The 13,971-nt window shown below is 61.1% G+C and carries 12 protein-coding genes and 1 pseudogene; 5 read left to right on the plus strand and 8 right to left on the minus strand.

From position 1 onward, the window contains the following. Positions 1 to 254: 254 nt before the first annotated feature. Positions 255 to 1,118, minus strand: a complete 864-nt coding sequence (locus tag BOP96_RS22180; RefSeq protein WP_014719014.1) for an MBL fold metallo-hydrolase — start codon at positions 1,116 to 1,118, stop codon at positions 255 to 257. Between the two features lie 94 nt (positions 1,119 to 1,212). Here BOP96_RS22180 and BOP96_RS22185 point away from each other — a divergent pair, with 94 nt between their 5' ends. The 5 genes from BOP96_RS22185 (at position 1,213) to BOP96_RS22205 (ending at position 6,668) form a co-directional block, all read left to right on the plus strand. Further along, positions 1,213 to 1,548, plus strand: coding sequence for an ArsR/SmtB family transcription factor (locus BOP96_RS22185; protein WP_003174875.1), 336 nt, complete (start codon positions 1,213 to 1,215; stop codon positions 1,546 to 1,548). Positions 1,549 to 1,599: 51 nt separating this feature from the next. Further along, positions 1,600 to 2,844: an NAD(P)/FAD-dependent oxidoreductase gene (locus BOP96_RS22190; protein WP_073454050.1), complete on the plus strand. Its 1,245-nt coding sequence runs from the start codon at positions 1,600 to 1,602 to the stop codon at positions 2,842 to 2,844. Next, positions 2,845 to 3,651, plus strand: coding sequence for a sulfite exporter TauE/SafE family protein (locus tag BOP96_RS22195; RefSeq protein ID WP_014719012.1), 807 nt, complete (start codon positions 2,845 to 2,847; stop codon positions 3,649 to 3,651). A 231-nt stretch (positions 3,652 to 3,882) separates the two neighbouring features. Continuing rightward, positions 3,883 to 5,526 (plus strand): MFS transporter, encoded by a 1,644-nt coding sequence (locus BOP96_RS22200; protein ID WP_014719011.1) that lies wholly within the window; start codon positions 3,883 to 3,885, stop codon positions 5,524 to 5,526. Then, positions 5,523 to 6,668 carry an HlyD family secretion protein gene (locus BOP96_RS22205; RefSeq protein WP_003192298.1) on the plus strand — a complete coding sequence of 382 codons (1,146 nt, stop codon included), beginning with the start codon at positions 5,523 to 5,525 and terminating at the stop codon, positions 6,666 to 6,668. The genes BOP96_RS22200 and BOP96_RS22205 overlap by 4 nt, the downstream gene beginning before the upstream one ends. Here the strand turns inward: BOP96_RS22205 and BOP96_RS22210 are convergent. The 7 genes and pseudogenes from BOP96_RS22210 to BOP96_RS22240 all read right to left on the minus strand — a co-directional run bounded on the left by BOP96_RS22210 (position 6,657) and on the right by BOP96_RS22240 (position 13,788). Next, a pseudogene (locus tag BOP96_RS22210) lies at positions 6,657 to 7,528 on the minus strand (aldose 1-epimerase). The gene BOP96_RS22205 and the pseudogene BOP96_RS22210 sit on opposite strands and share 12 nt — an antisense overlap. A gap of 163 nt (positions 7,529 to 7,691) precedes the next feature. Further along, on the minus strand, positions 7,692 to 8,972 hold the full coding sequence (locus tag BOP96_RS22215; protein ID WP_014719008.1) for a TRAP transporter large permease: 1,281 nt from the start codon (positions 8,970 to 8,972) through the stop codon (positions 7,692 to 7,694). Position 8,973: 1 nt separating this feature from the next. Next, positions 8,974 to 9,501 carry a TRAP transporter small permease gene (locus tag BOP96_RS22220; protein ID WP_014719007.1) on the minus strand — a complete coding sequence of 176 codons (528 nt, stop codon included), beginning with the start codon at positions 9,499 to 9,501 and terminating at the stop codon, positions 8,974 to 8,976. Positions 9,502 to 9,566: 65 nt separating this feature from the next. Then, a complete protein-coding gene (locus BOP96_RS22225) occupies positions 9,567 to 10,529 on the minus strand; it encodes a TRAP transporter substrate-binding protein (RefSeq protein ID WP_014719006.1) in 963 nt (320 codons plus the stop codon). Between the two features lie 45 nt (positions 10,530 to 10,574). Beyond that, a complete protein-coding gene (locus BOP96_RS22230) occupies positions 10,575 to 11,450 on the minus strand; it encodes an SMP-30/gluconolactonase/LRE family protein (RefSeq protein WP_073454052.1) in 876 nt (291 codons plus the stop codon). 26 nt (positions 11,451 to 11,476) lie between these two features. After that, the gene (locus BOP96_RS22235; protein ID WP_032903439.1) at positions 11,477 to 12,295 is read right to left on the minus strand and encodes an NAD-dependent epimerase/dehydratase family protein; all 819 of its coding nucleotides are present in this window, start codon (positions 12,293 to 12,295) and stop codon (positions 11,477 to 11,479) included. 230 nt (positions 12,296 to 12,525) lie between these two features. Next, on the minus strand, positions 12,526 to 13,788 hold the full coding sequence (locus BOP96_RS22240) for an OprD family porin (protein WP_014719003.1): 1,263 nt from the start codon (positions 13,786 to 13,788) through the stop codon (positions 12,526 to 12,528). Positions 13,789 to 13,971 lie beyond the last annotated feature (183 nt).

Below are 13,971 nucleotides of genomic sequence, written 5' to 3' on the forward strand. Positions count from 1 at the left end.
CGGTTTAGCCGCCACGCGCCATCCATGGCGCGGGGCGGCTAAACCGGCATCCCTGCCGGTTTACCCCCCAAATCCCTGTCGAATTCCGGCCATCGTGGTTTAACGGGGCGCCTAAGATCAACAGCAGATCAAGATCAAGATCAAGAGCGGCTCGCTTCGCATCGTGGTTACCGTTTGCTGCGACAGCCTAAAAAGTTGTGTAGATACCTATGGCTATCGCAGTTCAAGCCAGCTCCCACAGGGGATCGGTGTTTCTAGAGTTGGTTGAGGGGGATTTTCAGGTACGTCACGCCGTTCTCTTCCGCCGGCGGCATATTCCCCGCTCGCACATTCACCTGGATCGCCGGCAGCAACAAGGTCGGCATTCCCAACCCGGCATCACGCTGGGTGCGCATCTCTACAAACGCCGCTTCATCCACGCCGTCATGCACATGGATATTGCCCGCCCGCTGTTCCGCCACGGTGGTCTGGCATTTGGCTTCTCGACCCTCGGGCGGGTAGTCATGACACACGTACAGCTTGGTGTCTGAAGGGAACGCCAACAGCTTGCGCATCGACGCGTACAACTGCCGCGCATCGCCGCCGGGGAAGTCGCAACGGGCGGTACCGACGTCGGGCATGAACAGGGTGTCGCCCACCAGGATCAAGCGGCCATCGATCAAATAGGCCATGTCGGCGGGGGTGTGTCCGGGCACATGCAACGCCTGGGCCTTCAAGTTGCCGATATGAAAGATGTCATCCGGCGCAAACAGGTGATCGAACTGCGAGCCGTCCACGCGAAATTCCGGCTCGAGGTTGAACAGGTTTTTGAACACGCCCTGCACCTTGCTGATCGATTCGCCTATCGCGATCTTGCCGCCCAAGGTGCGACGCAGGTAGGGCGCGGCGGACAGGTGGTCAGCGTGGGCGTGGGTTTCCAGCAGCCATTGCACGTGCAGGCCATGCTCGCGCACAAAGGCGATCACCTTGTCGGCTTGCGTCGTGTCGGTGCGCCCGGAGGCCGGGTCGTAATTGAGCACCGAGTCGACGATGGCGCAAGGGCCGCCATCGGCTTCATAGACGATATAGGTGTAGGTCGACGATGCGTCATCCAGAAAGGCTTGAATCAACGCTGGCATGGCGGCTGTCTCTGCTGAAGAAAAAATTGGTTACAATCAGTTTACGTTTACACATAATGTTTTGAGCTTAAGTGACTTAAAGGACCCGAGGCAAATGGAATCTACGTTGAGTGAGGGCGAGGTCGCCCAGCTGCGTGCATCGGCGTCCAAGGCCTGTGCCTTGCTCAAGGCCCTGGCCAATGAAGACCGCTTGTTGATCCTGTGCCAGTTGACCCAGGGCGAGCGCAACGTCGGCGAGCTGGAAGCTCTGACCGGGGTACGCCAGCCCACCCTGTCACAACAGTTGGGCATCTTGCGCGATGAAGGGTTGGTCGCCACCCGTCGGGAAGGCAAATACATTTTCTACGGGCTGGCCAGCCACGAAGTGATTCAAGTGATGAAAACCCTGTCCGGGCTGTATTGCGGCGCGGTCATAAAAAGCTGGGCGTGACGCCATCCGGCAGCGACCCTTGTGTGCATTGACTCAAAAAGGCAGTAGACAATGACCGAACAACACTGGGGACCCACCATCAGTGGCGATATCGTAGTCATCGGCGGCGGCTCGGCAGGCATCGGCCTGCTGGCCAGCCTGCTCAAGCGCGACCCGCAGCTGAACATCACCCTCATCGAACCTAACGACTACCACTGCTACCAACCGGCCTGGACCCTGGTCGGCGGCGGCGCCTACGACCTGCACAAGACCCGCCGGCCCCTGGCCGATGTGCTGCCCAATGGCGTCAGCTGGGTGCAGGCCGCCGTCAGCGAAGTGCTGCCCGATGAAAATACGCTGGTGCTCGACAGCGGCCAGCGCGTCACCTGGAAGAACCTCATCGTCTGCCCCGGCCTGCGCCTGGCCTGGGAAAAAATCGAAGGCCTGCAGGACACCCTTGGCCAGCACGGTGTCACCTCCAACTACAGCTACGAGCACGCCGCGTATACCTGGCAGTTGGTGCAGCAACTCAAGGGTGGCAAGGCGTTGTTCACCCAGCCGGCGATGCCGATCAAATGTGCCGGCGCGCCGCAAAAAGCCCTGTACCTGTCCTGCGACCACTGGCTCAAGCAGGGCGACCTCAAACACATCGACGTCGAATTCAACCTGGCCGGTGCCGCGTTGTTCGGTGTGCCAACCTTTGTGCCGCCGCTGATGAAGTACGTCGAAAAATACAACGCTCGCCTGGCGTTCAATTCCAACCTGGTGAAAGTCGACGGCCCGGCGCGCAAAGCCTGGTTTGAAGTCAAAGACGCCCAAGGCAACGCGACGGTCGAAGAGAAAACCTTCGACATGCTCCACGTCGTACCGCCGCAGTTGTCCCCGGACTTTATCCGCCAGAGCCCGCTGGCCGATGCCGCCGGCTGGTGCGAAGTGAACCCCCAAAGCCTGCAACACCTGCGCTACCCACATATCTTCGGCCTTGGGGATGTGTGCGGCACCACCAACGCCAAGACTGCTGCGGCGGTGCGCAAGCAAATCGTGGTGGTGGCGGAAAACCTGCTGGCCCTGCGCAAACAGGCGCCATTGCCGCTCAAATACGACGGCTACGGTTCCTGCCCACTGACGGTGGAGAAGGGCAAGGTGGTGCTGGCCGAGTTTGGTTACGGCGGCAAATTGCTGCCGACCTTTCCCCTCGATCCCACGCAGGCGCGCCGTTCGATGTGGTTCCTCAAGGCCACGCTGCTGCCGTGGTTCTACTGGAACGGTATGCTCAAGGGCCGCGAGTGGCTGACCCGTCTGAGCAAGGTGGACTGAATGCTGCTGGCCAGTGTGTTGGGTGTATTGATGGGCCTGGTCATGGGCCTGACCGGCGCGGGCGGCGGCATCCTCGGGGTGCCGGCGCTGGTGCTGGGGCTGGGCTTGACCATGACCCAGGCCGCGCCCGTGTCGTTGCTGGCGGTGGGTGCGGCGGCAGCGGTGGGGGCCATTGATGGCTTGCGCCATGGCCTGGTGCGGTATCGCGCGGCGTTGCTGATCGCCTTGCTTGGCGCGTTGTTTTCGCCGTTGGGTGTGTTCGTCGCCCATCAACTGTCGGAGCCGGTGCTGATGGGACTGTTCAGCGCGCTGATGGTGCTGGTGGCCTGGCGCATGCTGCAACGGGAAAAGCGCGAGGCCGGGCCGAGTGACCATGGTTCGGCGTCGTGGGGCCAGAAGAACTGCATGCTCAACCAGCAGACCGGGCGCCTGGCCTGGACCGCCAAGTGCAGCGCCACCCTGGCCGCATTGGGTGCGGTGACCGGCGCCGTGTCGGGGTTGTTGGGCGTGGGCGGCGGCTTCCTGATCGTACCGGCGTTCAAGCAGCTCACCGATGTGCAGATGCGTGGCATCGTCGCCACGTCGTTGATGGTGGTCAGCCTGCTGTCGCTGATCGGCGTGGCCGGTGCGTTTCATGCGGGCGTGAGTATCGAACCGGTGGGCTGGGTGTTTATCGGCGCGAGTATCGTCGGCATGTTGGCAGGACGGCGGTTGTGTTCGGTGATTCCCGCGCGGGCCTTGCAAGTGGGGTTTGCTAGCCTGTGTGTGGTGGTGGCAGTCGGTATGTTGCTTAAAGCCTCTCTCTAAGAACGGCATGGATTGCAGTGTGGGAGCGGGCTTGCTCGCGAAGGCGTCGTGTCAGTCAATGCATCAGCAACTGATCTACCGCATTCGCGAGCAAGCCCGCTCCCACATTTAGCTGTGTCTGCCTGGGGATCAAATGCGTCCACGAGATGGCAAGATGAACGCCTCTCAGGTTACTGTTCCTCTGTGTAACGGATTCACCGGCCTTGCACCCCGGCTTACCAAGGTCACCGAATGGATAAATACACCCCCCACACCTGGCAACCCCACGAGCGGCCGAGCCTGCCTGGCTCGCCGTCGACGCCGCTGCACCCTACGCATAAGCGCTGGCTCTTCGCGCTGGTCGGCGTGCTGGTGGCAATCACCGGCGGCTTGGGTAACGCCCTGGTCATCGCCAACCTGCAATACCTGCAAGGCGCCCTGGGCGCGACCACCGCGGAAATGGCCTGGCTGCCCGCCGCCTATGTGATGACCAACGTGTGCATGAACCTACTGCTGGTGAAGTTTCGCCAGCAGTTCGGCCTGCGTGCGTTTACCGAGGTGTTCCTGGTGCTCTACGCGCTGGTGACCTTCGGCCACTTGTTCGTCAATGACCTCAGTTCGGCGATTGCGGTACGGGCCGCCCACGGTATGGTGGGCGCGGCGCTGAGTTCGTTGGGCTTGTACTACATGATCCAGGCATTCCCGGCCAAGTGGCGGCTGAAAGCGCTGGTACTGGGGCTGGGCACCGCGCAGTTGGCGTTACCGCTGGCGCGGCTGTTTTCCGAAGACTTGCTGCAAATCGCTGAATGGCGCGGGCTGTATTTGTTCGAACTGGGCCTGGCGCTGATCTGCCTGGGCTGCGTGTTCCTGCTCAAGCTGCCGCCGGGTGATCGCTTCAAGACCTTTGAAAAACTCGATTTTCTAACCTTTGCCATCCTCGCCAGCGGCGTAGCCTTGCTCTGCGCTGTGCTGTCCCTGGGGCGTATTGACTGGTGGCTGGAAGCGCCGTGGATCGGCGTGGCCTCCGCCTGTTCCCTGGTGCTGATCATGGCGGGGCTCGCCATCGAGCATAACCGCAGCAACCCGATGCTGATGACGCGCTGGCTGGGCAGCGGCGTGATGATCCGCCTGGCGTTGGCGGTGGTGCTGATTCGCATGGTGCTGTCCGAGCAATCCACCGGTGCGGTGGGGTTCATGCAGATGTTGAACATGAGCTACCAGCAGATGCACACCCTGTACGTGGTGATGCTGGCCGGGGCGATTGCCGGGCTGGTGGTCAGCGCGTTGACGATCAACCCGGCGCATTTGCTGATGCCGCTGATCATCTCCCTGGCGCTGATGGCGACCGGTTCGGTGATGGACAGTTTTTCCAGCAACCTGACCCGTCCGCAGAACCTCTATATCAGCCAGTTCCTGCTAGGCTTCGGCGGTACATTCTTCCTGGGGCCGACCATGGTGCTGGGCACCAAAAACGTACTGACCAACCCGCGCAACCTGGTGAGCTTCTCGGTGATGTTCGGGATCTGCCAGAACCTTGGCGGCCTGATCGGCGCGGCGTTGCTGGGCACCTTCCAGATCGTGCGCGAGAAGTATCATTCGAGCATGATCGTCGAGCACCTGACCCTGATCGATCCGCTTGTGGCGGCGCGGGTGCAGAGTGGTGGGGCGGCCTATGGCAAGATCGTCGCTGACCCGGAACTGCGCAACCTCATGGGCATCCGCAGCCTGGCCACGGCGGCCACCCGTGAGGCGAACGTCATGGCTTACAACGATGTCTTCATGCTGATCGCGATTATCGCGATCCTGACCATGCTGTGGATCTTCACCCGCAGCCTGTGGCTGATGAGCACTACCAAGGCAACTCCTCCTGTTCAACCCAGCGGCGCGACTTCATGACTGAACCTTCAACCACCACCACGACTGCCATTGCCGCCACGCCGGAAGGCAGCACGCCACCGGGCGCGGTGCCCACCCAATTGCGGCCCTTGCGCGTGCGGATCATCTCGTCCCTGGGCTTTGCCGCCATCGCCATCATCGGTGTGCTGATCGTGTTGTACGCCTGGCAACTGCCGCCGTTCAGCAGCGCGGTGGAAACCACGGAAAACGCCCTGGTGCGTGGGCAGGTGACGATTATCGGCCCGCAACTCAGTGGCTATGTGTTCGAAGTGCCGGTGCAGGACTTCCAGTACGTCAAGACCGGCGACCTGCTGGTGCGCCTGGATGACCGTATCTACAAGCAACGCCTCGACCAGGCCCTGGCACAACTGGCGGTGCAGAAGGCCTCGTTGGCCAACGTGGTGCAGCAACGCAACAGCGCCGAAGCGACCATCAAGCTGCGCCAGGCCGCGTTGGTCGACAGTCAGGCTCAGGCACGCAAGAGCACTGCGGATTTGCGCCGCAATGAAGAACTGATCAGCGATGGTTCGGTGTCCAAACGCGAACTGGACGTGACCCGTGCCGCCAACGCGCAGACCATCGCTGCCGTGGCCCAGGCCCAGGCCAGCCTGGAAATTGCGCGCCAGGATTTGCAGACGGTGATCGTCAACCGCGGCTCCCTGGAGGCAGCTGTCGCGAGTGCCGAGGCGGCAGTGGAACTGGCGCGCATCGACCTGTCCAATACCCGCATCACGGCGCCACGGGATGGTCAGCTGGGGCAGATTGGCGTGCGCCTGGGCGCTTATGTCAATTCCGGCGCGCAACTGATGGCCCTGGTGCCCAAGCAGTTGTGGGTGATTGCCAATATGAAAGAAACCCAGATGGACAATGTGCAGGTCGGCCAGCCGGTGACGTTCACCGTGGATGCGCTGAACCACCGCAAATTCCATGGCACGGTGCAGCATATTTCCCCGGCCACCGGTTCCGAGTTCAGCCTGTTGCAGGCGGACAACGCCACCGGCAACTTCGTCAAGATCGCCCAGCGGGTGCCCGTGCGCATCACCGTGGATCCGGATCAAGCCGAGAGTGAGCGCTTGCGGCCGGGGTTGTCGGTGGTGGTGAGTATCGACACGGCAGGGCGTCTCAAAAATTCACCGCCCTGACACTGGCACGCTTGGCGTGTATTTCAGGTTGAAATTGAGGTGGGTTGACTGGCCTTGCTCCAACAGCTTCAGGCCAGGCTTGCCCGCCAGGTGATGGGCATTCACCGGATGGCTCACCGGCTCGATGCAGAAAAACTCCAACCCCGGCGGGCAGTACAACAATAATCGGCGCCGCTGGCCTGGCATTCGAGACGGTAGCCAAGCTCCGGTTGTTCGATCAGGCAGTGCCCATCCCAGCCGCAAAAGCCGTTGTCCACCAGCCCCTCTGGCAAACCTTTGAGTTGCCGGAAATCCCAGGCCTCGGGAACCGGTGCCAACTCGGTGGGCAGCTTGGCTGCATCACTCATCCACACGTGCCCAGCCCTGGCCTGTAGCCGCGTACCCGGCCGGCGCGGTAAGTACGGATGCAAGCCCAGCCCATGCCACGCGGGTTGCTCGGCCAAGTGAGTTACACACAATTGAATATTCAACTCACCGTTGTTCAAGCGCAACCGCTGGCGGGCGTGATAGGCGAAGGGTGTGGCGCATTCCAATTCCAGCACCACTTCATGCGTGGTATGGCTCACCACCTGCCATGCCTGCTGCCAGGCCGAGCCGTGAATCGGTAAAGGATCAGTGAGGCTATTAGCTGCCAGTGCCAGCCAACCACCGGGGTTGTCGAACCCGCCTTGGGCGATTCGGTTGGACCAGGGTGCCAAGGGATAGCAACCCAGCTTGCCCGGCAGCCCGGTATTGATCGCCTGTGCATCGCTGTGCCGTAACAGCGGCTGCCCGGTGGCGCGCACCGTCCAGTTGACGAGGCTGCCGCCGATGGCGGGGGCGAGCACCAGATGGGTGAATTGATCCGAAAGCTCAATCACGATTGACCTGCCTGATGAAGTCAAAACAAACACTGAGGATGCAAGTGTGGGAGCTGGCTTGCCTGCGATAGCGACCTGTCAGTCAATGCATCCGTGACTGATACACCGCTATCGCAGGCAAGCCAGCTCCCACAGTTGCTCACTTTTGTTTCTGAAAGAAGGTTTACAGCACCAAATGGGGTAACCACAGCGACAACGCCGGGATGTAGGTCACCGCAATCAGCACCAAGAACAACACCGCATAAAACGGCAGCAGTGCCTTCACGGTTTTCTCGATACTGGTCTTGCCCACCGCCGCACCAACGAACAGCACCGCGCCCACCGGCGGGGTAATCAGGCCGATGCCCAGGTTCACCAGCATGATCATGCCGAAGTGTACCGGGTCGACGCCGATGCCCAGGATCACCGGCATCAGGATCGGCGTGAGGATCAGAATCAGCGGCGCCATGTCCATCACCGTGCCCAGCAACAACAGCATGACGTTGATGCACATCAGGATCACGTAGCGGTTGTCCGACAGGGTCAGGAACAGCGTGGTGATCTTCGCCGGGATCTGCATCAGGGTCATGATGTAGCCGAAGCTGGCGGCGAAGGCGATCAGAATCATCACGATGGAAATGGTGCGCACCGTGCGGTGCATCAGCTTGGGCAGCTCGCGCCATTTGTAGTCGCGGTAGATGAACATGGTCACGAAGAATGCCCACAACACCGCAATCGCCGCCGACTCGGTGGCGGTGAAGATGCCCGAGAGGATGCCGCCGAGGATGATCACCATGGCCATCAGGCCCCAGAGCGCATCGGCGGCGATCTTCAGCGCCTGCTTCAAGGGGATGACTTCGCCTTTGGGGTAGTCGCGCTTTTTCGCGAAGATCAGGCAGAGCACCATCAGGCACGCGCTCATCAACAAGCCCGGCACCACACCGGCCATGAACAGCGAGGCGATGGAGACCGTGCCGCCCGCCGCCAGTGAGTACAACACCGAGTTATGGCTGGGCGGCGTCAGCAGCGCCTGCACCGAACCGCTGACGGTCACGGCGGTGGCGAATTCGCGCGGATAACCCCGCCGTTCCATTTCCGGAATCAGCACCGAGCCGACCGAGGCGGTATCGGCCACGGATGAGCCGGAAATCGCGCCAAAAAACGTCGAAGCCATGATGTTGACCAGAGACAACCCGCCACGCACAAAGCCCACCAGCACCCCGGCAAAGGCCACCAGGCGCCGCGACATACCGCCCTCGGCCATGATCGCCCCGGCCAGCACGAAGAACGGAATCGCCATCAGCGAAAACTTGTTCACCCCACCGGCAATCTGAATCATCAGGGCCTGGAACGGGATGTCGATCCACCACGCGCCAATCAGCGCCGACAGCCCCAACGCGTAGGCCACCGGCATGCCGATCAGAATCAATACAACAAAGCTGCCCAACAGAATCAATGCGTCCATATCAGGCGGCCCCTTCGTTTTCTTCAACCAAGTCGAAGCGCACCACCTTGCGGTTGCTCTGGTCACCGAACAGCAGCTTTTCGACCACGAACACCAGGGTCAGCACGCCGCCAATCGGGATCGGCATATAGGTGATGCCTACGCGCAGGGTAGGGATGGCGCTCATGAATTGGTTCCAGGTGGACAGGCACAGCTTGGTGCCCCAAATCGTCATGAACACGCAGATGGTGCCCATCAGCAGTTGCGAGAGGATGCCGACGAGGCGGCGTTGGACGGGCGGCAAGCGGTCAGTGATCATCGCCACCGACATGTGCGCGCCGGCACGGTAACTGGCAGCGGCGCCGATAAAGGTGAACACCAGCATCAGCAGGATGGCGGTGGGCTCCGGCCAGCTGGAACCGGTACCGAGGGCGTAGCGGGTGAAGATACCCCAGGGAATGATCAAGGCCACCCCCAGGACCGAAAGGCCGGCGACCCAGATACAGGTCATGTAAAGGCGGTCATTGAAGCGCAGCAGTAAAGTCTTCATGGCGTTCACCGTGACCGGGCGCGTCGATGCCGACCGCGCCGGGCCTTATGCAGGGGCAGGGGAGGTTATTGAACCGCGTCGATGCGCTTGATCATGTCCGCATACGGCGCACCGTACTTGGCACGCACCTGGGCGGTGGCCTCATAGAAGGGCTTTTTATCGACGGTGATGAACTCCACGCCGGCCTTCTTGAGTTTCTCTTCACTGCTGGCGGACTTGGCGTCCCAGAGCACGCGCTCGTCGGCCTGGGCGGCCTTGGCAGCGGCCTTGACCATGTCCTGCTGGGCGGGGTCGAGCTTGTTCCAGGTGATTTTCGACATCACGATGGGTTCAGGCAGGATCAGGTGTTCGGTGAGGGTGTAGTACTTGGCGTTCTGAAAGTGGTTGTGTTCCAGCAAGGTCGGCGGGTTGTTTTCCGCGCCGTCGATGACCCCGGTCTGCAGGGCGCTGAAGATCTCGCCGGTGTCCATGGCAATGCCGTTGGCGCCCATGGCGTTGAAAGCTTCGATGAAAATCGGGTTGCCTTGCACGCGGATCTTCATGCCCTTGAGGTCTTCGATCTTGCGCACCGGTTTCTTGGTATAGAGATTGCGCGTGCCGCCATCCATCCAGGCCAGGGCCACCAGGCCGAACTCGGAGTTGGTGATCTTGGCGAGGATCTCGTCGCCAATCTCGCCATCGATGACCTTGCGCATATGCGCCTGGTCGCGGAATACGAACGGCAGGTTGAACACGTTCACGTCCGGCACCACCGGGCCGACGATGCCGAGGCTGACGCGGGTCATTTGCACGGCGCCGACCTGGGCCTGTTCGACCACTTCCTTCTCGGAGCCCAGCACACCGCCGGGGAAGTACTTGAAGGTCAGCTCGCCGTTACTCGCCTTGGTCAGGGCCTTGCCCATGTTCTCTTCGGCGACCACGGTGGGGTAGCCAGCGGGGTGGATATCGGCGAACTTGATTTCCAGCGCGTGGGCTGCGCTGCTGAGGGTGAAGATTGCAGCGGCGAGCAAGGTGCGTTTGAAGTCCATGGAAGTCACTCCTGTCTTGTTATTGTTGTATTCAAGGCACAGCGATTAAACGATGAAGCGGGGTTCGGGCAGTCCTTGGACGCCGGGGTTGAGGGCGAACACGCCACCAGACAGCGACTGTTCACTCGGGTCGTCGCGGATGGAGGTGACGTACAGAGTGTCCAGGCGGCTGCCACCGAAGGCGCACATGGTGGGTTTTTTCACGGGCACGCTCAGGGAGCGGTCCAGGCGACCGTCCGGGGTGAAACGGTGAACCAACCCGGCGTCGTTGGCGCAGATCCAGTAGCCGCCCTCGGCGTCCACGGCTGCACCGTCGGGCCGCCCGGGGAAGTCGTTCATATCAACGAACAGGCGGCGATTGGACGGTGTGCCGGTCTCGATGTCGTAGTCGAACGCCCAGACCTTTTGCACCTTCGGGTGCGAATCGGAAGCGTACATCGTGCGGCCATCGGGGCTGAAGGCCAGGCCGTTGAGGGTGATGAACCCGTCCAGTTGCGCGTGGGGCGCAGCCCCTGACCCATAGCGATAAAGGACACCATCGGCGGCGTTCAAGCCCATGTCCAGCACCATGCTGCCGGCCCAGAAACGGCCCTGGCGATCGCAGCGGCCATCGTTCAAACGCATGTCCTTGCGCGAATGCTCGAGGCTGGCCAGCGGCACGGTGTCGAGGCTGCCGTCGTTGTGGGGCGTGAGTTGGAAGAAGCCGGTTTGCATGCCGGCGACCCAATTGCCTGCTTGAGTGCGCGCAATACAGGCGAGCATCTCTGGGGCTTTCCACGCTGCCAGATGGCCGGTGGCGGCGTTCCAGCGTTGCAAGCCACCGTTGGGGATATCCACCCAATACAGCGCGTTTTCTTCAGGCACCCACACCGGGCATTCGCCCACGGCATTGCGGGCATCGACAATCAATTCAGCAGGCATAGTCATTCCCTTGGGTTGCTGGGCACTCAGTCACCGAACGGCCCCGCCGCGCAGAACGCACCGCCCTGGTAGACCTTGGCCGGGTCATCGGCGGCCACGGGCGGTTGGGCTTCGACCTGGGCGCGGAACACTTCGGAGCTGTCCTTGGGGGCAAAGCCCAGGTGCGCGGCGTAGCGGTTGTCCCACCAGGTGTCGAGGTTGGCCGACATGCCGTACACCACGGTATGGCCGACGTTGGGCGTGTACAGCGCCCGTTCGAGCAGTTGGGTCAGGTCGTCGAAGCTGAGCCAGGTGTGCATCATCCTTCGGTTCTGCGGTTGCGGGAACGAGGAGCCGATACGGATGCTCACGGTCTCGATGCCATAACGGTCGAAGTAGAAACTGGCCATGTCTTCGCCGTAGGACTTGGACAGGCCGTAGTAACTGTCCGGGCGGCGCGGGGAATGGGCGTCAAGTTGCTCGCCCTGTTTGTAGAAACCGATCACGTGATTGGAACTGGCGAAGATCACCCGCTTGACCCCGTGGCGGCGGGCGGCTTCGTAGATATGGAACACGCCACTGATATTCGCGCCCAGTACTTCTTCGAACGAGCGCTCCACCGAAACGCCGCCAAAGTGCAGGATGGCGTCGACGCCCTCTACCAACTGATGCACGGCGTGTTTGTCGGCCAGGTCGCAGGTGTGTACCTCTTCGCGAGCATCGGTGGCGGGGGCCATTTCAGCGATATCCGAAAGGCGCAGCACCTGGGCATAAGGACGCATGCGTTCGCGCAGGACTTTGCCCAGGCCGCCGGCGGCACCAGTTAGCAACAGACGGTTGAAGGGAGCGGGGGTGGTGGTGGTCATGGGCCTTCCAGATTTTTGTTGTAGGTTGTCGTATGACTATGGGGAAATAGTGTTAGGGATTCCTGGTGTTGTCAACGTCCTTCCAGGCACATGAGATCAAAGGTGGGAGCTGGCTTGCCTGCGATAGCGGTGAGTATGAAAAGGATGTGGTAACTGACCCACCGCTATCGCAGGCAAGCCAGCTCCCACATGGATAGGTGGCACCTTAGAGATCGGATTTGCCTTTGGAGCTACAACAACGAAATCGGATAGCTGATAAAAATCCGGTTCTCATCGAACTCGTTATTGCTGAAATCCCGACGCATGGTCGAGTTGCGCCACTTCACATTGAGGTTCTTCAGCGCACCGCTCTGCACCGTGTAGGCCAACTCCGACTCACGTCCCCACTCCTTGCCGTCGGTGATCGCTCCGGTGTGTACATTGCTGCCGCTGATATAGCGGTTCATCAGGGTGAGCCCTGGAACGCCGAGCACCACAAAGTTGAAGTCGTGGCGCACCTGCCAGGACTTTTCCTTGGCGTTGTCGTAGCTGGCGTTGTAGCTGTCGTTGGCCAGGGTGCCGCCACTGGTGCCGTTGATGCGCATCCAGGCGCTGTCGCCGCTGAGTTTTTGCAGGCCAACGTAGAAGGTGTGGCCGTTGTATTTGGCCGAGAGCAGAGCGAACAGGGTCTTGTTATCGAGGTCGCCGGCCAGGGCGCTGCCGTCTTCCTTGCCGTTGAAGAACCCGAGGTTGGCGCCCAGAGTCCAGTCGCCCAGCGGCTGGCTGTGGGTGAGGTTGAGGTACTGCTGTTGGTAGATATCAGTCAGTTCGGCGTACCACAGGCCGACCTGGGTACGTTTGTCGTTGAAGGTGTATTCGCCGCCGCCGAAGTTGAAACGGTCCGAAGTGAACGCGGCTTTGCCGTTCATGAACATGTCTTCCATGCTCGCGTCGTTGCGTGGGCTGTTGCCGCGAAACTGGCCACCGTAGAGCGTCAGGCCGGCGATTTCATTGGAGGTGACCTGGCCGCCACGAAAGGTCTGGGGCAGGGAGCGGCCATCATCGGAACGCAGGATCGGCAGCACCGGCATCCATTCGCCAACCTTCAACTCGGTCTTCGACAGCCTGGTTTTCAGCGCGACACCCAGACGCCCGAAATTGTCGGCGGGGCGGCCATCGTCATGCACCGGCAACAGTTGGGTGCCGGCGGTGCCTTTGCCGCCATCAAGCTTTTGCGAATACAGGCCCAGCACGTCAATCCCGAAACCGACCGTGCCCTGGGTAAAGCCGGACTTGGCATCAAGGATAAAATTCTGCGTCCACTCTTCGGCCTTGCCCTGGGGGTTGGTCGGGTTGGTGAAGTTGCGATTGAAGTAGGCATTACGCAGGTTGAGCGTGGCCTTGGCGTCGTCGATAAAACCTTCGGCGTTGACGCCCAGCGGCAGGGTGACGGCCAGGCTGCCGAGACCGAGAAGGCCCAGGCGCGTGCAAGAATGACGGGCGGATTGACTCACAGTGAGGCTCCCTTTGTTTTGTTGTTTTTATTATTTGTTATACGTTGTCGTACAACATTGAGCGCGATATTTGCGGGGTTTTGAGGGCGTGTCAAGCAGAAGTTATACGATGACTTGGGTGAAACGATTCAACTGATGGGGCACGGTCAGTGTGGGAGCTGGCTTGCCTGCGATGGCGGCGAA

Source organism: Pseudomonas sp. FSL W5-0203 (assembly GCF_001896155.1).
Taxonomy (GTDB): domain Bacteria; phylum Pseudomonadota; class Gammaproteobacteria; order Pseudomonadales; family Pseudomonadaceae; genus Aquipseudomonas; species Aquipseudomonas paracarnis.